General features: G+C 60.7%; 15 protein-coding genes. 12 read left to right on the top strand and 3 right to left on the bottom strand.

Translation table 11 applies throughout. The features are described from left to right. The first annotated feature begins 410 nt into the window (after positions 1 to 410). Positions 411 to 842 (top strand): universal stress protein, encoded by a 432-nt coding sequence (locus tag DW178_RS03890; protein ID WP_118349776.1) that lies wholly within the window; start codon positions 411 to 413, stop codon positions 840 to 842. 202 nt (positions 843 to 1044) lie between these two features. Here DW178_RS03890 and DW178_RS03885 read toward each other — a convergent pair whose 3' ends face one another. Beyond that, on the bottom strand, positions 1045 to 1896 hold the full coding sequence (locus tag DW178_RS03885) for a TrmH family RNA methyltransferase (protein ID WP_118349775.1): 852 nt from the start codon (positions 1894 to 1896) through the stop codon (positions 1045 to 1047). 619 nt (positions 1897 to 2515) lie between these two features. On the opposite strand from DW178_RS03885, the gene mazG reads away from it, so the two are divergent. The 4 genes from mazG (at position 2516) to DW178_RS03865 (ending at position 7306) form a co-directional block, all read left to right on the top strand. Continuing rightward, a complete protein-coding gene (gene mazG, locus DW178_RS03880) occupies positions 2516 to 3418 on the top strand; it encodes a nucleoside triphosphate pyrophosphohydrolase (protein WP_118349774.1) in 903 nt (300 codons plus the stop codon). Positions 3419 to 3702: 284 nt separating this feature from the next. Next, positions 3703 to 4479, top strand: coding sequence for a GTP pyrophosphokinase (locus DW178_RS03875; protein ID WP_286168496.1), 777 nt, complete (start codon positions 3703 to 3705; stop codon positions 4477 to 4479). Positions 4480 to 4484: 5 nt separating this feature from the next. After that, entirely contained in the window at positions 4485 to 5912 is a 1428-nt protein-coding gene (locus tag DW178_RS03870; protein WP_118349773.1) for a glycoside hydrolase family 30 protein, read from the top strand. Positions 5913 to 6178: 266 nt separating this feature from the next. Further along, positions 6179 to 7306, top strand: coding sequence for an aldo/keto reductase (locus tag DW178_RS03865; RefSeq protein WP_118349772.1), 1128 nt, complete (start codon positions 6179 to 6181; stop codon positions 7304 to 7306). A gap of 391 nt (positions 7307 to 7697) precedes the next feature. Here the strand turns inward: DW178_RS03865 and DW178_RS03860 are convergent, their stop codons facing one another. Continuing rightward, entirely contained in the window at positions 7698 to 8141 is a 444-nt protein-coding gene (locus DW178_RS03860) for a GatB/YqeY domain-containing protein (RefSeq protein WP_118349771.1), read from the bottom strand. A 199-nt stretch (positions 8142 to 8340) separates the two neighbouring features. On the opposite strand from DW178_RS03860, the gene trhA reads away from it, so the two are divergent. The 6 genes from trhA to DW178_RS03830 all read left to right on the top strand — a co-directional run bounded on the left by trhA (position 8341) and on the right by DW178_RS03830 (position 13562). Beyond that, positions 8341 to 9123: a PAQR family membrane homeostasis protein TrhA gene (gene trhA, locus DW178_RS03855; RefSeq protein ID WP_118349770.1), complete on the top strand. Its 783-nt coding sequence runs from the start codon at positions 8341 to 8343 to the stop codon at positions 9121 to 9123. A gap of 42 nt (positions 9124 to 9165) precedes the next feature. Beyond that, a complete protein-coding gene (locus DW178_RS03850; RefSeq protein WP_118349769.1) occupies positions 9166 to 10047 on the top strand; it encodes a hemolysin family protein in 882 nt (293 codons plus the stop codon). Further along, positions 10044 to 10976: a PspC domain-containing protein gene (locus DW178_RS03845; protein WP_158574048.1), complete on the top strand. Its 933-nt coding sequence runs from the start codon at positions 10044 to 10046 to the stop codon at positions 10974 to 10976. The genes DW178_RS03850 and DW178_RS03845 overlap by 4 nt, the downstream gene beginning before the upstream one ends. A 332-nt stretch (positions 10977 to 11308) precedes the next feature. Continuing rightward, positions 11309 to 12118 carry a CMP-2-keto-3-deoxyoctulosonic acid synthetase gene (locus DW178_RS03840; RefSeq protein ID WP_118349767.1) on the top strand — a complete coding sequence of 270 codons (810 nt, stop codon included), beginning with the start codon at positions 11309 to 11311 and terminating at the stop codon, positions 12116 to 12118. Between the two features lie 67 nt (positions 12119 to 12185). Next, the gene (locus DW178_RS03835; RefSeq protein ID WP_118349766.1) at positions 12186 to 12845 is read left to right on the top strand and encodes a potassium channel family protein; all 660 of its coding nucleotides are present in this window, start codon (positions 12186 to 12188) and stop codon (positions 12843 to 12845) included. 45 nt (positions 12846 to 12890) lie between these two features. Beyond that, positions 12891 to 13562 (top strand): potassium channel family protein, encoded by a 672-nt coding sequence (locus DW178_RS03830; protein WP_118349781.1) that lies wholly within the window; start codon positions 12891 to 12893, stop codon positions 13560 to 13562. Positions 13563 to 13803: 241 nt separating this feature from the next. On the opposite strand, the gene DW178_RS03825 is transcribed toward DW178_RS03830, so the two are convergent. Next, positions 13804 to 14448, bottom strand: coding sequence for an MOSC domain-containing protein (locus DW178_RS03825; protein WP_286168495.1), 645 nt, complete (start codon positions 14446 to 14448; stop codon positions 13804 to 13806). 206 nt (positions 14449 to 14654) lie between these two features. Between DW178_RS03825 and purB the strand changes: the two genes are divergently transcribed. Next, complete coding sequence (gene purB, locus DW178_RS03820) at positions 14655 to 15998, top strand: adenylosuccinate lyase (protein ID WP_118349765.1); 1344 nt, start codon at positions 14655 to 14657, stop codon at positions 15996 to 15998. Positions 15999 to 16187: the final 189 nt, after the last annotated feature.

The following is a 16187-nucleotide window of genomic DNA, read 5'->3' as shown; positions in this document are numbered from 1 at the left end:
GGGCGCCGCGTGCGCCGCGCGCGCCGGGAGAGGCCCGCGGGGGAGGTTCCCCTGCGGGCCTCTCCGCGTCTTGCAGGGGTCGCGGCTTCGCTGGCGGCGCTGCGCGCAACGGCGGCGTGCTTTCGCGCCGCGGGGCCCGGGCGCGGTTCACGGGCCGGGCCTGAGGGTGCGCTGAGGGTTGTTCCCCTCGCAGGGCCTATCAGCGTTTTGGGACGCTGATGCGTAGCAAGATGCGAGATTCACTCCGGATTTGGGGCCGGTTTTGAGTAAGGTTAGGATGCTGTCCCTGCTGTTACCGAATTGTGTATGAACCGTGGAGGGTAAGTCGACTATACTTCAAGTCAGGAATTGGAGTGATTGATCGCCATTTTGCGGTCTGTTTATTCTGGCTGCAAGGGAGGAGATTCATTATGGCTGTTGACAAGATGCTCGTTGCGTTTGATGAGTCCGAGGGTTCGAAGAAGGCGCTCAAGACTGCATCGGAATTGGCTGCTGCTAATCCGAATGCCCACATCGATCTTGTCTATGTGGTGCCGATTCCCATGTTGAACTCTGATCAAATGGCTAGTTTCCAAAGTATTTTGGATCTGATGATTTCCGATGGCGAAGATTTGTTGGCCGCTGCCGCTAATGATATGGGTGATGATGTCGCATCTCGTACGGATTCTCTCTTGTTGACGGGAGCAAATCCCGCTAGCGAGATCCTTCGACTTGCCGATCAGCGTGAATACGACATGATCGTTATCGGCAACAGGGGTCTTTCCGGTCTGAAGGAGTACACGGGCAGCGTTAGCCACAAAGTGCTTGCCGGTGCAAAGGTACCTGTGCTGGTTGTGAAATAGCGCGAAGTCAAACGTCGACTGATTTGATTGGCCGCTTGCGAGTGTTCGCTAGCGGCCAATTTTATCCAGTGGCTGAATTTGGTTATGCGTGCCGACGGCGTCGCGGAACGCATAATCGGTGGTCGCATTTCGTCGCATGCCGGCTTTTCCTGCATTTGAACTTTGGGCCGCTGGACTCTAGGATCGGAGAATCGGCGATTTGCTACCTTGCTCTTAGTTCCCAGAAGGCAACGGCGCTTGCTGCTGCTACGTTGAGGCTGTCAACTCCGTGGGCCATGGGGATACGCACGGTGTAGTCACAATTTGCGATGGTGCTGGAGGCTAAGCCATCGCCTTCGGTTCCTAACACCAGGGCTAGGCGCTCTTCGCTGGCAAGTTGGGGATCGTCGATTGAAACAGAGTCGTCCGACAGTGCCAAAGCGGCGGTTTTGAACCCCAGGCTGTGCAGCAGCGGAATGCCGTCGTAGGCCCATGAGCCGGCTCCCGTGGCTCCGGAATCTGCGCCGATACGAGCCCAGGGAATCTGGAACACGGTTCCCATGGATACGCGGACTGCTCGGCGATAGAGCGGATCGTAGCAAGCTTGCGTAACGAGCACTGCGTCGATTCCAAGTGCGGCCGCACTGCGGAAGATGGCTCCGACATTGGTGTGGTTCGTGATGTCCTCGAGTACGGCTAGTCGTCGTGCGTTGTGGCAAACCTCCTCAACGCTTGCAGCGATTGGGCGGCGGAAGGCGCCGAGTGCGCCGCGTGTGAGCTCGAAGCCGGTCAGTTGTTTGAGCTGACCGTGAGGAAGAATGAACACCGGTAGGTCGATATCAGGGTAGCGTTGCCCGATTTGCTCGATGATGGGTTGCATGCCGGGAAGGAATTTCTCCTCCATCAGCAGCGACAGCGGTTGCATGCCGCCTGCGACGGCGCGCTCGATCACCTTCGATGACTCGGCGATGAACATGCCCTTTTCGGGTTCGAGCTTGTTTCGCAATTGCACCTCCGTCAGGCGCGCGTATGCGTCAAGGCGGGGGTCGTCTATAGTGCTGACGTTGATGATCATGAGCCGTTCTTCCTGTTCGGTGTTGCTTAGGGTCAATGATACCCGATGGCAGCATCGATGCGCAGCATGTGCGCGGAACCTGCAGCTTGGCGTGTAACCAAGACAGTGGGTTGACGGAGGGCGATGGGGAAACAAGACGCTAAGCCAAGGGTGCAGATGAATAGGCCGGCGTACGGGCAAGCGGGGGATAGGCTGCGGTGCTTGTTGGTTTCGTCCATGTCCTGCGGCAACGAGGGTCAAATCTAGAAAAGCGCACACTTCTGAGTTCTGCCGTTTCAATCCATGGGGCGAGTTTATGCCGCAAGTATCAGGGATGTGCGATCGGCTCTGTAAGGGTAGATTGCGGGCTGTTGCGCGACGAAACAAAGCTCCAGTTTCTTTTCGTTAAGGAAAAGTGCGGTTCTTGTACCATGGCATATAAACGCAATGCTTAGCGAAATCAAGGCTGCGCTCGGAAAAGTGCAGTTCTCGTTCCGTGGCAGAAAAGCCGGTTTTGGTTCCTTGGCAAATCATGAAAGCTTCACCTCGTGAATGAGGACTCTGTCTCTGAGGTTTGGCGGCTTCGTTGTGTTGAAGGGTATACTTTCCAATAAAGATAACTCGACAAAAGGAGTATGGCATGTCGGCATCGCAACATGAGAACGCGCTTGAAAGGGCGGCGCATCCTGAACATCATCCCGCGTTCGACCAGTTCGTGGCTACGATATCGGCGCTTCGCGCGCCTGATGGCTGCCCATGGGATCGCGAGCAGACGCACTCGTCCATTGCTCATAACATGATCGAGGAAGCCTACGAAGCGGTCGATGCCATCGAGGCGGGCGACGTTGCCCATATGCGCGAGGAGCTTGGCGATGTGCTGTTGCAGGTGGTGCTGCAAAGTCAGATTGCGGCCGATGCGGGCGAGTTCGATATCGAGGATGTTGCGGCGGACGTGGATGCCAAGATGGTCAGGCGCCATCCGCACGTGTTCGGGGATGAGGCGGCAGCCGGAGCATCCGAGGTGCTGAACCTATGGGATAAAGTGAAGCTACAGGAAAAGCAGGCGGCCGATCAGGCCGGTGAGGAAAGCGGAGACGAACCGCCGGCCGGGTTGCTGGATGGCGTGCCGGTGAGCTTTCCGGCTCTGATGCAGGCGCAGAAGATATCGCGTAAGGCGGCTGCGGCCGGATTCGAATGGGAAACGCTCGAAGATGTTTGGGGTCAGGTTCAAAGCGAAATCGATGAGCTGAACGAGGCGTACGACCAGGCCCCGAAGGCGGCAAATGGCAAGGTTGAAGGCGACCCTGAGGCAATTGCCCATGTGGAGGAGGAGCTGGGCGATGTGCTGTTCAGCCTGGTCAACGTTGCTCGTCGTATGGGTGTGAACTCCGAGAACGCGCTGCGGGCAAGCTGCCGCAAGTTCCGTACGCGCTGGTCTGCCATGGAGCAGTCGGCGTTTGAGCAGGGCGTACGCCTTGAGGATATGACCTGCGAGGAGCAGAACCGCTTGTGGGAGCAGGCGAAGGCCGATTTGCGCAAGTAGGCGCTATCGCTGGAACGGGAAGCTGGCCGCGGCGACCGACTTCGCGGGGGAACCTCCCCGATTCCCTCTCGCGCGGCGCGATTGCCGGAACGGAAATTGGCCGTGGTAACAGGATGGTAAGAAAGCCCTTGCCGCTCTGTAAACCTAGCTTCCCGTGCGGTACCATAATCTCAATCGACAGCACGCGCCGTAAGCCATTGGGCCTGCGGCGCGTATTTTCAATGCGCGAACTGCGCGAATCGTGATTACGCCGCATCGACAAGATGCGGAGAAGGAGCAAGCCGATGAGTACGACCGGTGAACCCTCGATCGAAGCCGCGGAAAGGCTGCAGGGATGTACGGTGGAGGACAGCGCCGCAAAGCAACTGCCCGTCCCGAACGTACCCGATCTTTCGGCATTCGATATGAACGGGAATCTGCATATGACCTCTGAGAGCATGGAGAAGATGCATCAGGCCAGCGTGGAAACCCAGTCGATAATGCAGAAGTACCGGGCAGCCATGAGGGAGATGCAGGTTCGCCTGGAAATCTTGGACCAGGATCTGAATCTGAAGAAGCATCGCAATCCCATCCACCATATCGAAAGCCGTTTGAAGACCCCTGCGAGCATCTACGAGAAGATCGGGCGCTACGGGTACGAGGCAACGCTTGAGAACATGGAGCGCTATATCCTCGATATCGCCGGCATTCGCGTCATTTGCCCTTATATTCAGGATGTGTACAGCCTCTTCGAGCTGCTCAATCGCCAGGATGATCTTGAGATCGTGAAGGTGAAGGATTACATCGCCTCGCCGAAGCCGAACGGGTATCGCAGCCTTCACGTTATCGCGCGTATCCCTGTGTTCTTCATGGACAAGAAGGAGTCCATTCCCGTGGAGATCCAGCTGAGAACGCTGGCCATGGATTTCTGGGCAAGCTTGGAGCACGATTTGAAGTACAAGGCCGTCAGCGAGGTGCAGGGCATCGACGCCAGCAGCGAACTGAAGGATTGCAGCCGTATCATCGAGGAGGTCGAGGCCCGCATGCAGGTGCTGGCGGGCGCCTTGGAGCCTGAAGGATAATCATCATGAAGCGCTACGTCACCGATGCAAACAATACGCTATCCCGGGATGATCTGGGATTCACGCGCAATCCGGATGCCGAACTCCATTTGATCACCTGCCGTCCCGATGTGGCATATCAGCGCATATCGGGGTTCGGCGGCGCGTTTACGGAGGCCGCGGCGAACGTGTTTGCCCTTATGCCGCCTGAGCTGCAGGACCGTTTTCTGCTGCTGTGCTTCGGGGGAGCGAAGGACGGCGATCCGGCCGCCGGGGGAAATGCGTATAGCTTGTGTCGTACGCACATCCAAAGCTGCGATTTCGCGTTGAGCAACTACTCGTATGTCAGACCCTTCGATTCCAGCTTGCGGTCGTTCACCATTAGTCGCGACAGGCAGCTGCTGCTCCCGTTCATCAAGTGCGGGCTTGCGGTGAACCCGCAGCTGCAGTTGTTCGCAAGTCCCTGGAGCCCGCCGGCGTTCATGAAGACCAACCGCCGCATGAACGGGGGCGGCAAGCTGCGTCGTTCGCAGTATGAGGCATGGGCCGAAGTGCTGGCGAAATATGTGGACGCGTATGCTCGCGAGGGCGTGCGCATCAGCCGCATGAGCGTGCAAAACGAGCCCATGGCAAGCCAGGCGTGGGATTCGTGCCTGTTCAGCGCGGAAGAGGAAGCTCAGTTCGCGGCAGCGTATCTGCGTCCGGCGTTGGATGCGTCGGGGCATGGCGATGTGAAGCTGTTCGCTTGGGACCACAACACCGACAAGATATTGTCGCGCGTTCAGTCCACCTTCGGGGCGCCGGTGAATCAGGCGGGGAAGCTTCCTCTTGCCGCCGCTGGCTGGCGAGCTGAGGGTACGGTCGCCTCCGATGCTTTTGCGGGCGTGGCGTTTCATTGGTATGCGGGCGATCATTTCGAGCAGGTGGACGAAGTTGCGCGACGCTGGCCCGACAAGGAGCTGCTGTTCACCGAGGGCTGCGTGGAATACACGCGCGGCGAAGATCGAAAGGCAACGCAGGAACGCAGGGCCGAGCAGTATGCGCATGCCGTCATAGGCAGCCTGAACGCAGGCGCTGCCGGATTCATCGATTGGAATCTGCTGCTCAATGAGAAGGGCGGGCCGAACCACGCCCGCAACTTCTGCGAAGCGCCGTTGATGTACGATCGCGACAAGCGCGAGTTGGTGGCGAATCGGTCATTCTTCTATATGGCGCACTTCTCCCGCTTTGCGCCGGTGGGATCGCGTCGCTTCCTGACGTCCCGGTATACCGATGACTTGGAGACCATGGGCTTCCTGCGTCCCGATGGGTCGCGCGCGTTGGTCGTACTGAACCGCCACGCCAGGCCGCGGAAGTTCCTGGTATCGGAAGGGGAGTTCACGGCGGAATGCAAGGCGGCGGGGCATAGCATAACCACGTTGGTGTGGGGCGAAGACGAGGTGCGCGACAGGTAGCCTTTTGCGCGCACGGTGGTTTTGCCGTGGCCTGCGGCGATGCTCGATTCGTGGCGTGCGGTCGGTGGTGTTGCTCGGAGCTGTGCTAGTTTTCGCCGCGGCTTGCTGCGACCCCGACGATTAGCGCTGCGGCCCGCGGAGCTTGGGCCGCAGCTCGCAACTGGCGGCTATTTGCGGGAGCGATGGGTTTCGCCATTGTTTGAAACCGCCCTTGACCTGAAGTGCGCTTTAGCCTTTACCATCGAATGCAACGAGAGGAGCATTCGATGACCGCAAACAGCAATACCGTGCCGAAGCTCGGCTTCGGCTGCATGCGCTTTCCGCTGACAGACCCCAAGGACGTCACCGCCATCGACATCGATCAGGTCAAGGAGATGGTCGGCCTGTTCATGGATGCCGGCGGCACGTATTTCGATACCGCTTTCGTCTACCATGACGGGCACTCCGAGGTAGCGTTGCGCGAGGCTCTGGTGGAGCGTTATCCGCGTGATAGCTTCACCATTGCCACAAAGTGCCTTGCCTGGGCGTTGCCCGATGCCGAGGCCGCAAAGGCTTGCCTGGACACATCCCTCGAGCGCCTTGGCACCGACTACGTGGATTATTATCTGCTGCACAATGTGGGCGGCGAGCGTACGAAGAAGTTCGATGATTTCGGTTTGTGGGAATGGGCGCAGGAGATGAAGGCCGCCGGCAGGATCCGCAACGTGGGCTTCAGCATGCACGATGGAGCGGAGACGCTCGATCAGCTGCTCGACGAGCATCCCGAGGTGGATTTCATCCAGCTGCAGGTGAACTACCTGGATTGGGAAAGCCCCGTGGTGCAATCGCGCCGCAATATGGAGGTTGCCCGCAAGCACGGCAAGCCGGTGGTGATCATGGAGCCTGCGCGTGGCGGACGTTTGGCCGATTTGCCGGCAGCCGTTGCGGCACCGTTGCTGGAAGCGCGCCCCGATCTGAGCCAGGCGTCATGGGCGTATCGCTTCTGCTACAACCAGCCCGGCGTTCTCACGGTGCTTTCCGGCATGTCCACGCCCGATCAGGTAAGGCAAAACGTCGCCGAATGGCGCGAGCACGGCGACGCGTTCTCCCCAAAGGAACAGAAGGCGCTCGATGCGGCTTGCAAGGTACTGGCTTCCGTGCCCACGGTGCCGTGCACCAATTGCCGTTACTGCGCGAAAGATTGCCCGCAGCAGATCGCCATCCCCGAGATCATGAACCTGTTGAACCTGGAGGTTCAGACGGAGAACACCGAGTTCGCCAAGCAGCAATATAGCTGGCAGGCGGCGCCGGGTCGTGCGAGCGACTGCATCCAATGTGGCGCATGCGAGGCTATGTGCCCGCAGAGCATCGACATCATCGAGCAGCTTGAGAAAGCAGCCGAGCATTTCGAGTAAGGCACTCGGCTCCGGTTGCGTCCGAGAGGGCCGCCGAGAGCATTTCGGGCGCAGGGCTGCTGCGGGGCGGGGGTCGCTGCGAAGACGATCGAGCGTCCCTAAGCCGTGATGTTGAGCTGGAGGGTGGCTGTAGAAGGCCGCCAAGTGTTTCGATCAAGGCTGCTGCGGAGCTGACTGTTGTCGAGAAGGCGGCCGTTCCTAAGCCGTGATACGGAGCTGGCGCGGCTGACGTGGCCGCGAAGGCGATCGAGCGCTGCGATGCTCCAATGCGGAACGGGGTCGAAACTACCATACGCGAACGGGGTCGAAGGCGGTGCGCGCCTTCGACCCCGTTCGCTTTCGCCGCCTGCGCTGCAAGCGGCGTTTTCCCTATTCGCTTACCGGTGCTTCGTTAGGCAAGCTTGCCTTGCAGCTCCTTCGCAGCAGCGGCCTTGTCGAAGTTGCCGCCGGTGCGCTTGGTGAGCTCGCCCATGACGCGTCCCATCTCCTTCTTCGTGGTCGCGCCTGTCTCGGACAGCACGGCGTCGACAAGCGCGGAAAGCTGCTCGCCGGCCAGCTGCTGGGGAAGCAGCTCTTCGAGCATCTTCACCTGGGCCGTGAGCGTGTCGGTACGCTCCTGGTTGTTGCCGGCCTTGATGGATCCCTCCAGCGTCTCCTTGGTTTGCTTGATGACGCGTTTCGTCATATCGTCGACGTCTTGCTCGGTGATGTCGCGGCGCTCATTCACCTCGATGTTCTTGATCTCGCCGTGCACTTGGCGAAGGATGGACAGGCGTACCTTGTCGTGTGCCTTCATGGCTTGCTTGATGTGCTCTTTCAGCTCGTTGTACTGCATGTGCGCTCCTTGATATCGAGGTCCTGCGGCGCTTGGCGCCAGGTGTTCCGTTTCCCAGTATAACGCCGCTTGCAAGACGCTGGCTTCCGCTGCGCAGCCGCTTCGCTACGGGCGCGCAGCATACGGGAGCCGTTATGCTGCGTGTGTGGTATAACTGGTGCCTATGGATACTGAAACGACATACCCCGCATCGTCTGATATGCCTTCCGGCGCCGGTGAAACCCCCGCAGCGCCTGCTACTCCCCATGCCTGGACGCCGTCCCAGTTCAAGCCGCGCGACCTGCGCGAGGCCCGAGCGCATCGCAATGAGCCTGCGCAAACCTCGGCGAACGAGGCGAACAGGAAGCATAACGTGCGCGAATACACGCTGGGCGAGGAGATTGCCAACTCCATCTCGCACGGCGTTGGCGCGCTTCTGGCCATCGCCGCCATCCCCATCCTTGTGGTGAAGGCGGTTAGCCACGGCGGCGGCATCCTGTTGTTCGCCGCGTTGGTGTACACGCTCACCATGCTGCTCGAATACACCATGTCCACGCTGTATCACGCGTTGGCGGTCGACAAGGCGAAACGCGTGTTCAAGGTGTTGGACCATAGCTGCATCTACCTGTTCATCGCCGGCTCGTACACGCCGTTCTGCCTGATTTCCCTTGCCGATTCGAACGGTATCGTGCTGTGCGCGTTCGTGTGGGTGCTCGCCGTGATAGGCGTTGCTTGCGAGGCGTTCTGGGTGTTTCGCCCGCGCTGGATCTCCGCGGTGCTTTATCTTGCCCTGGGCTGGTCTATCGCGGGGTTTCTGCCGGCGCTTATTCAGGCCATCCCTGCCGCGGGCCTGTGGCTGCTGGTCGCAGGCGGTCTTTGCTACTCGGTCGGATGCATCTTCTACGTATTGAAGAAGATCCCGTACATGCACTCCGTATTCCATTTGTGGGTTGTGGCGGGAAGCGTGCTGCAGTTCCTGGCGATTGCGCTGTATGTCATGTAGGCTAGCTCAAAAGGAAATTATCACTAGGAGCGGTTTTAGCGCATGAACGGGAAAAACGAAGACGACGACGTTAAAAAGGGACTGAAGGGCATTTTCGGCTTCTTGGGCGCACCGAAGCGCCAGGCCCTGTCGGCTGAGGACGAGATCAAGGATTTCGTGGCGGACAGCGACGATCTGCTTGATGACGAGAAGCGCATGATCCATGAGATCTTGGACCTGGGCGACATGGACGCCGGCGAGATCATGACGCCGCGCGTGGATATGATCTTGGTGGAGGATACCGAAACCGTGCGCCAGGCGGTGGACCGCATGATGGGAACGGGCTATTCGCGCCTTCCGGTGTTCCAAGGGGATATCGACCGCATCGTTGGCGTGGTCCACTATAAGGACCTGGTGCCTCCCGTGCTCGACGGCCATGGCGACGACCTTGCGGTCGACTACGCTTTCGAGCCGCTGTTCGTGCCCGAGTCGAAGGATGTGTTTCCCCTTCTGGCCGAAATGCAAACGAAACGGCAACAGATGGCCATCGTGGTAGACGAGTACGGTGGGACCGATGGTTTAATTACCGTCGAGGACATCGTCGAGGAGATCGTGGGCGAGATCGTGGACGAAACCGATCGCGAGCGCCCTATTCTGAAGCAGGAAGGTCCCGGCGTGTGGCTTGCCGACGGTCGTTTCCCGGTTGAGGACGCCGTTGAAATGGGCTGGCCGCTTGCCGAGTCCGAGGACTACGAGACCATAGCCGGCTGGGTGCTCAGCATGCTGGACACCGTTCCGCAAATGGGCTACTCCTTCGAGAAGGACGGCTACCGCTTCACCATCCACTCCATGCGACGCCGGCGCATCCTTGCGGTGCGCGTGGAGCGCATATCCGACGGTGCCTTGCAGGCATCCGATGGCAAGGCAGGTCAGGAGGAGCGGTGAACCGAACGCGCCAGCTATACCGGTCGCGCAATGCGCTGGTAGGGGGCGTGTGTGCCGGGATCGCCGAGCGCTTCGATGTCGACCCTCTGGTCGTGCGCATCCTTTTCCTGACGTTCGCCGTGTTGACGCTGGGCCTTGCAGGCCTTGCGTATCTGGTGCTCTGGGCTGTGCTTCCTAAAAGACCCATGCAGGTGAAGCCCGTGAAGGTGGAGCCTGATTCCGTTCACTCCGATACGTTCGGCGCGGTGGATTGCCGTCGCGCCCGCGGCGCCGCGATGGGGCGGTGCGCGAATGCCGTGTCCTATGTGAGCGCGGCGCACCTGCCGCCCGTGCCGCCCGCGATGGCGGAGGGCGCTCGATGCGAACAAGGGCCCGCTATGGGCGCCGATATCGCTTCCGTCGAACCGCACGATGCCAAGGCCGGCGAAGGGGACGGCCCGTCAACTGCCCGGATCGTGCTCGCTCTTGCGGTGGGCTGCCTTTTGGCTTCGCTGGGCGCGTCGTTTGCGGTGTCGGGGTTTTTGCATGGGGTTGCCTGGTGGCAATGCTGGCCGTTGGCTTTGGTGGTTTTCGGCATCGTGCGTATAGCCGTGCCGGGTGGCGAAGGCGAGCGCGCTTTGGCGTTTTTCGCGGGCGTTTCCGTGTTCGCGGTGGGGCTGACATTGCTGCCCATGAGCATGGGGTTCATCTCGTGGGCCACGTTGCCCAAGATGTTCGAGTGCTTATGGCCTCTTCCCGCGTTGGCGGCCGTTTTGCTAGCAATGGGGGCGTACGCCCGCCGCCCTGTCGTCATCGTGGCGGCGGCGGTGCTCGTGCTGCTGTTCTGTGTGCTCGGCTTCGACTTGTTTTTCGAACCCGGCCCGCTGCGAGAGCTGTCCTTCGGTACGCCGTTGGGGCGCGAATACCTCCTTCCTCTGCCTTTTGATTAACCGAGTCGATAGGTTTGCATAACGGCCATGCGTGCCGCGCATGGCCGTTTCCGTTTCGTAAGGCGCCGCTCGTCGGATGCGGTACGCTTGTTCGTGTTTCGGTTTTGCCCAAGCTATGGGAAACCACCTGGGGAAATATAAATGTTTTACTTGTCAATCGAACAAACGATGAAGGGCGCCTTCACATGATTTTGTCGGTTTCGGGCCTTCCGGTAAAATAATCCCTGTCAGAACAGCATATCGCCCTTCAGGCAGCAAACCCTTTCGACAATCGAAGACAAGCTGTCGCCGCCTTGGCGGTCTGGTCGTATGCTGCGAGCGAAAGGTTTTGTTTGAAGAAACGGAATGCATACCGCACCGGTGGGCTGGCGCTGAAGGTCGTCGGCCTTGCATGCGTGTCGTGCGTGTTGGCAGGTTGTCTGGGCGTGGGGTTCGCAACTGCCGCCGGCGGCGTTTCCCACGATATGCAGACGTTCGGCATCAGCGAGGTCAGCACGCCGGGCAGTGCGTCGGCATCGGCGGAGTCCCTGTCCGATCAGGCTGCGGACGCCTCCGTGACCGCAACGTCCCGATTGGCGGCTGCTGGAACGCGCGACATTTCGAAGGGCGTCGCCGCCATCGAGGCCGAGGAGGAGGCTGCTCGTCGCGCCGTCGAGGAGGCGCAGCGCGCCGAGGACCTGGCGCATACGCAGGCCGCGCTTGCCAACAGGGACGCTCAGCTCGCGCGCGACGAAGGCGCCGGCCTGACGGGCCTGGCCGAGGTCGACTGGAACGTCAGCAAGGCGGAGTTCGTGGGCGAATGGACGCTGCGCATCGACGCGTATCTGGCGGGAAGCCCGCTTTCGGGTTATGGCGCCACGTTCGCCGAGGCGGCTTGGGAAAACGGCGTGGACCCGCGTTTCTCCCCGGCCATCTCCAATACCGAGTCCACGAAAGGTCTGAACTGCTTCCGCAGCCATAACGCATGGGGCTGGATGGGGAATACGTCCTGGGGAAGCTGGAACGAGTCCATCAACGCGCACGTGCAGGGTTTGGCGAAGGGTTATGGGTACACCCTCTCCCTGGCGAACGCCAACAAGTATTGCCCGCCAACCTATGAGGATTGGTATGCGAAAACGCTTGCGCAAATGCAGCTGATCTAGCGCGAAGGCGGCCTGCGGGCCGCCTTTTGCGTTATCCTGTTGCGTGAACTTCGGGAAGGATTTTCGCATGAGCAACGTCATCGTGGTGGGCTGCGGCCGCGTGGGATCGCAGCTGGCCAACATGCTGTCGGACAACGGCAGCAACGTGTGCGTGATCGATCGCAACGTGGACGCATTCGCCAACTTGGGCCGCAACTTCAACGGATCCACCATTCAGGGCGTGGGCTTCGACGAGGAAACGCTGGAGAAGGCGGGCGTCGATGAATGCGATGTCGTGGCGGCGGTGACGCAGCTGGACAACACCAACCTCATGTGCTGCGAGGTGGCAAGCCGCCTGTTCGACGTTCCCCATGTTATCGCGCGCCTGTATAATCCCGACCATGAGCGTGCTTACATGCAGCTGGGCATCGATTATGTGTGCGGCACATCGCTGGTGGCCGAAGACGTGTTCAGCAAGGTTGTTTCCGGACACGGCGCGCATCTGGACACGTTCGGCGAGTTCGAGGTGCTGCGCTTCTCCCTTGACCTGAGCTGGTCCGAGCGAAACACCATCCGCGTGGCGGAGATGGAACGCGATCACGACATCCGCATCGTGGCGTTCGAGCGCGGCGACGGCAGCGCCAGTTCCATTCCCACGCGCGAGTCCATCCTGTACAACGGGGACTCGGTGTTGGCGTGCGTGCGTCACGAGCTCATCGGGCAATTCAGCAAGTACATTCAAGATTAACGCGGTTTCCGCTTGCCCGACGGCGAAGCGGGGGAGGTTTGGCTGATGTACGTAGTGATCGCCGGCGGCGGCAAAATCGGCGAATATCTGGCGAACGTGCTGCTTGAGAGCGGCAACGATGTGACCATCATCGAGGAGGATCTGGAAACGGCCGACCGCTTGTCGGTGGTTTTGCAGGGCCGTTACCTGGTCATCCATGGCGACGGCTGCGATTCGAAGTACCAGGAGGACGCGGGAATCCGCCGCGCGGACGTGTTCGTGGCCACCACGGGCCAGGACGACGACAACCTGGTTTCGTGCGAGATCGCCCAGCGCGTGTTCAACGTGCCGCGCTGCATCGCCCGCGTGAACAGCCCGAAGAATCTGCGCATCTTCCACGAGGTGGGCATCGAGTGCGTGTCGTCCACCACGCTCATCGCCAACCTCATCGAGGAGGAGACGCTGCTGGGCAGCGTGAGCGTCGTGTCGTCGTTGACGCACGGCAACGTCATGCTGACCGAGGTGGTCGTCCCGCGCATGCGCCATCATTCCAACGATGCCGGCGTGCTGGCAGGCGCTATCCCCTTGCCTCCCGATAGCATCATCGCGGCGGTTGCGTCCAGCGACAACGTGGAGGTTGTGAACGAGGACACGGTGCTGTTCCCCGGCGACAAGGCCATCGTGGTGACGGACAACCAGGTCATCGACGCCGTGCGCGCCGCGTTCAAAGGTTTGTAGCAACGGAATAGGGAGCTTATGTGGAACGAGCCCCTGACGAAAGGACCCGAAATGGATTTCATTTCGGGTCCTTTCGCGTTATGAGGATAGATCGAAGCGCAGGGGCGAAACCGGCGAAGCTGCCGTCCCTGGTGTGGGCATGCGTCTGCATGCGTGCGGATAGGTGGGCTAGCGGGTTGCTTCGTGGGTGGGCGGGTTGGCTCTTGGCGGGTGCCCGCACGGCGGTTGGCGCTTCGTAGCTTTAGCGTGGCATGTTCGCCAGCTCGTCCAGGGCCTCCTGCGGCGTGTATTCGCACGTGCCGTCGCCCAGCTTCACCACGTCGATGCTGTCGCCGGCCTTGACCTTGCCGCCGGTGAGGGCGACGAAGAAGATTCCCTCGCGCGGGAAGATGCAATCACCGGCCAGGTAGAAGATCGCGCACTTCTTGTGGCACACCTTGCCCTGCTGCGACAGCTCCAGCAGCACATCGTCGCCGATCTTGAGCTGCGTGCCAAGCGGCAGCGCCATGAGGTTGATGCCCTCGGTGGTGATGTTCTCGGCGAAATCGCCTTCTTTCACATCTAGGCCGCGCGCCTGGGCCTTCTTGATAGATTCCCAGGCCAGAAGCGAAACTTGGCGATGCCAATCTCCGGCGTGCGCGTCCTCGGCGACGCCGTGATGGGCCTCGATGGTCACCGGGCCGTCCACCACGGTCTTGCGCGTGCCCTTGCGCTTGGACACGCAGACGGCGCGCACGGTGCCGTGCGTGGTGCTGTCGGCATCGGGTCCTTCCATGCGGCCCTTGTCGAACACGTTGAGTTGCTCGCTTGCCTCGTGCTTGGCGGCTTCGGCGTTGCATGCTTCAAGGGCGCCGTCTTGGCGGCCCTCCTTGTTTTCGAGCGTCATGATCCCCCCCAATAAACCTAGTAACTAGCTAGGCGCATCTTATCATATCTGAGAATGATTCGGCGAACGAACATGCTGAATCCGCGAAAGGCGGGGTGGGGCGCGGGCATACGTAAACCATCTGCAGAAACACGCGCGGTGCCGGCGAGCCGCATGTGCGCACGGTATGATGTGGTCATCAACTATCAACCGCGAAAGGGGTCGTTGTGATCAACCGCTACACGCGCCCGGCTATGGGCGCCATCTGGGAGCTTCAGAACAAGTTCTCCATCTGGAAGGAAATCGAGGTGCTGGCGTGCGAGGCTCAGGCCGAGCTCGGCCAAGCCGGCATCACGAAGGAGGAGGCGCAGTGGATCCGCGACCACGCCGACTTCACGGTTGAGCGCATCGACGAGATCGAGAAGGTCACGAACCACGACGTCATCGCCTTCACCACGTGCATGGCCGAGTACATCGATGCCGACGTCCCCGAGGGCCAGGAAAAGCCCAGCCGTTGGGTGCATTACGGCATGACCTCCTCCGACCTGGGCGACACCGCGCTGTCGTACCAGATCGTGCAGGCTATCGACATCATTCTGGATGACGTCAAGCAGCTGGGCGAGACGTGCAAGCGTCGCGCGTTCGAGTTCCAGAACACCCTGTGCGTGGGCCGCACGCACGGCATCCACGCCGAGCCCATGACGTTCGGCATGAAGTTCGGCAGCTGGGCTTGGGCGCTCAAGCGCGCGCAGACTCGCCTGGAGCAGGCTCGCGAGGTCGCTGCGACCGGCGCCATCTCCGGCGCGGTGGGCACGTACTCCAGCATCGACCCCTATGTTGAGAAGTACGTGTGCGAGAAGCTGGGCCTGACGCCCGACCCGCTGTCCACCCAGGTATTGGCGCGTGACCGCCACGCCCAGGTCATGTGCGCGCTGGCCTGCGCCGCCGCAACGCTCGAGTCCATCGCCATGCAGGTGCGCCTGCTGCAGCAGACCGACGTCATCGAGGCGGAGGAGCCGTTCAAAAAGGGCCAGAAGGGCTCGTCGGCCATGCCTCACAAGCGCAACCCCATCACGGCCGAGCGCGTGTGCGGCCTTGCCCGTTGCGTGAAGGCGAACGCTCAGGTGGCGCTCGACAATGTGGCGCTGTGGTACGAGCGCGACATCAGCCACTCCGGCACCGAGCGCGTGGCGCTGGCCGACAGCTTCACCGCGCTGGACTACATGTTCGCCAAGATGCAGTGGATTATGGACGGCCTGCAAACCTATCCGGCGAAGATGGAGCACAACGTGTGGCGCACCAAGGGCCTCATCTTCTCTAGCAAGGTGCTGCTGGCCCTGGTGAACACGGGCATCACGCGCGAGGAGGCGTACGTCATCGTGCAGCGCAACGCCATGGCCGTGTGGGAGGATATCCAGAACGCGGTGGACGGCCCCACGTATCGCGAGCGCCTGGAGAACGACCCCGAGGCCAAGCTGTCCAAGGAAACGCTCGACGAGATCTTCGATCCGTGGGACTTCCTGACCCGCAAGGACGAGGTGTTCAAGCGCCTGGAGGGCCTCGAGTTCTAAACGGTACTGCACGCGTTTCGGCGACCGTCTTGTCGCCTGCCGGTGAAGGCGGGTGCCGTGCGGGCATATCGTCGCTGTTGGAAGCTTGCGTCATGGCTGGCAGGCTGCTTGAGCGTCTCCGATGGCGATGGGCACGCGGGGTGCGTATGCAGCTTGTGACAAACTAGCGAATAAAGAAGCGCCGCGACT

It is taken from the genome of Eggerthella sp. AM16-19 (genome assembly GCF_003474385.1).
Lineage (GTDB): Bacteria > Actinomycetota > Coriobacteriia > Coriobacteriales > Eggerthellaceae > Senegalimassilia.
This window is presented reverse-complemented; position numbering and strand designations above follow the sequence as displayed.

Excerpts from the sequence above, each read along its gene's own strand:
- DW178_RS03835 (WP_118349766.1), top strand. The coding sequence starts at position 12,186 with ATGAGCAACGTCATCGTGGTGGGCTGCGGCCGCGTGGGATCGCAGCTG.
- mazG (WP_118349774.1), top strand. The coding sequence starts at position 2,516 with ATGTCGGCATCGCAACATGAGAACGCGCTTGAAAGGGCGGCGCATCCT.
- DW178_RS03875 (WP_286168496.1), top strand. The coding sequence starts at position 3,703 with ATGAGTACGACCGGTGAACCCTCGATCGAAGCCGCGGAAAGGCTGCAG.
- trhA (WP_118349770.1), top strand. The coding sequence starts at position 8,341 with ATGCCTTCCGGCGCCGGTGAAACCCCCGCAGCGCCTGCTACTCCCCAT.
- DW178_RS03830 (WP_118349781.1), top strand. The coding sequence starts at position 12,891 with ATGTACGTAGTGATCGCCGGCGGCGGCAAAATCGGCGAATATCTGGCG.
- DW178_RS03825 (WP_286168495.1), bottom strand. The coding sequence starts at position 14,448 with ATGACGCTCGAAAACAAGGAGGGCCGCCAAGACGGCGCCCTTGAAGCA.
- DW178_RS03890 (WP_118349776.1), top strand. The coding sequence starts at position 411 with ATGGCTGTTGACAAGATGCTCGTTGCGTTTGATGAGTCCGAGGGTTCG.
- DW178_RS03865 (WP_118349772.1), top strand. The coding sequence starts at position 6,179 with ATGACCGCAAACAGCAATACCGTGCCGAAGCTCGGCTTCGGCTGCATG.
- DW178_RS03850 (WP_118349769.1), top strand. The coding sequence starts at position 9,166 with ATGAACGGGAAAAACGAAGACGACGACGTTAAAAAGGGACTGAAGGGC.
- DW178_RS03860 (WP_118349771.1), bottom strand. The coding sequence starts at position 8,141 with ATGCAGTACAACGAGCTGAAAGAGCACATCAAGCAAGCCATGAAGGCA.
- DW178_RS03870 (WP_118349773.1), top strand. The coding sequence starts at position 4,485 with ATGAAGCGCTACGTCACCGATGCAAACAATACGCTATCCCGGGATGAT.
- DW178_RS03885 (WP_118349775.1), bottom strand. The coding sequence starts at position 1,896 with ATGATCATCAACGTCAGCACTATAGACGACCCCCGCCTTGACGCATAC.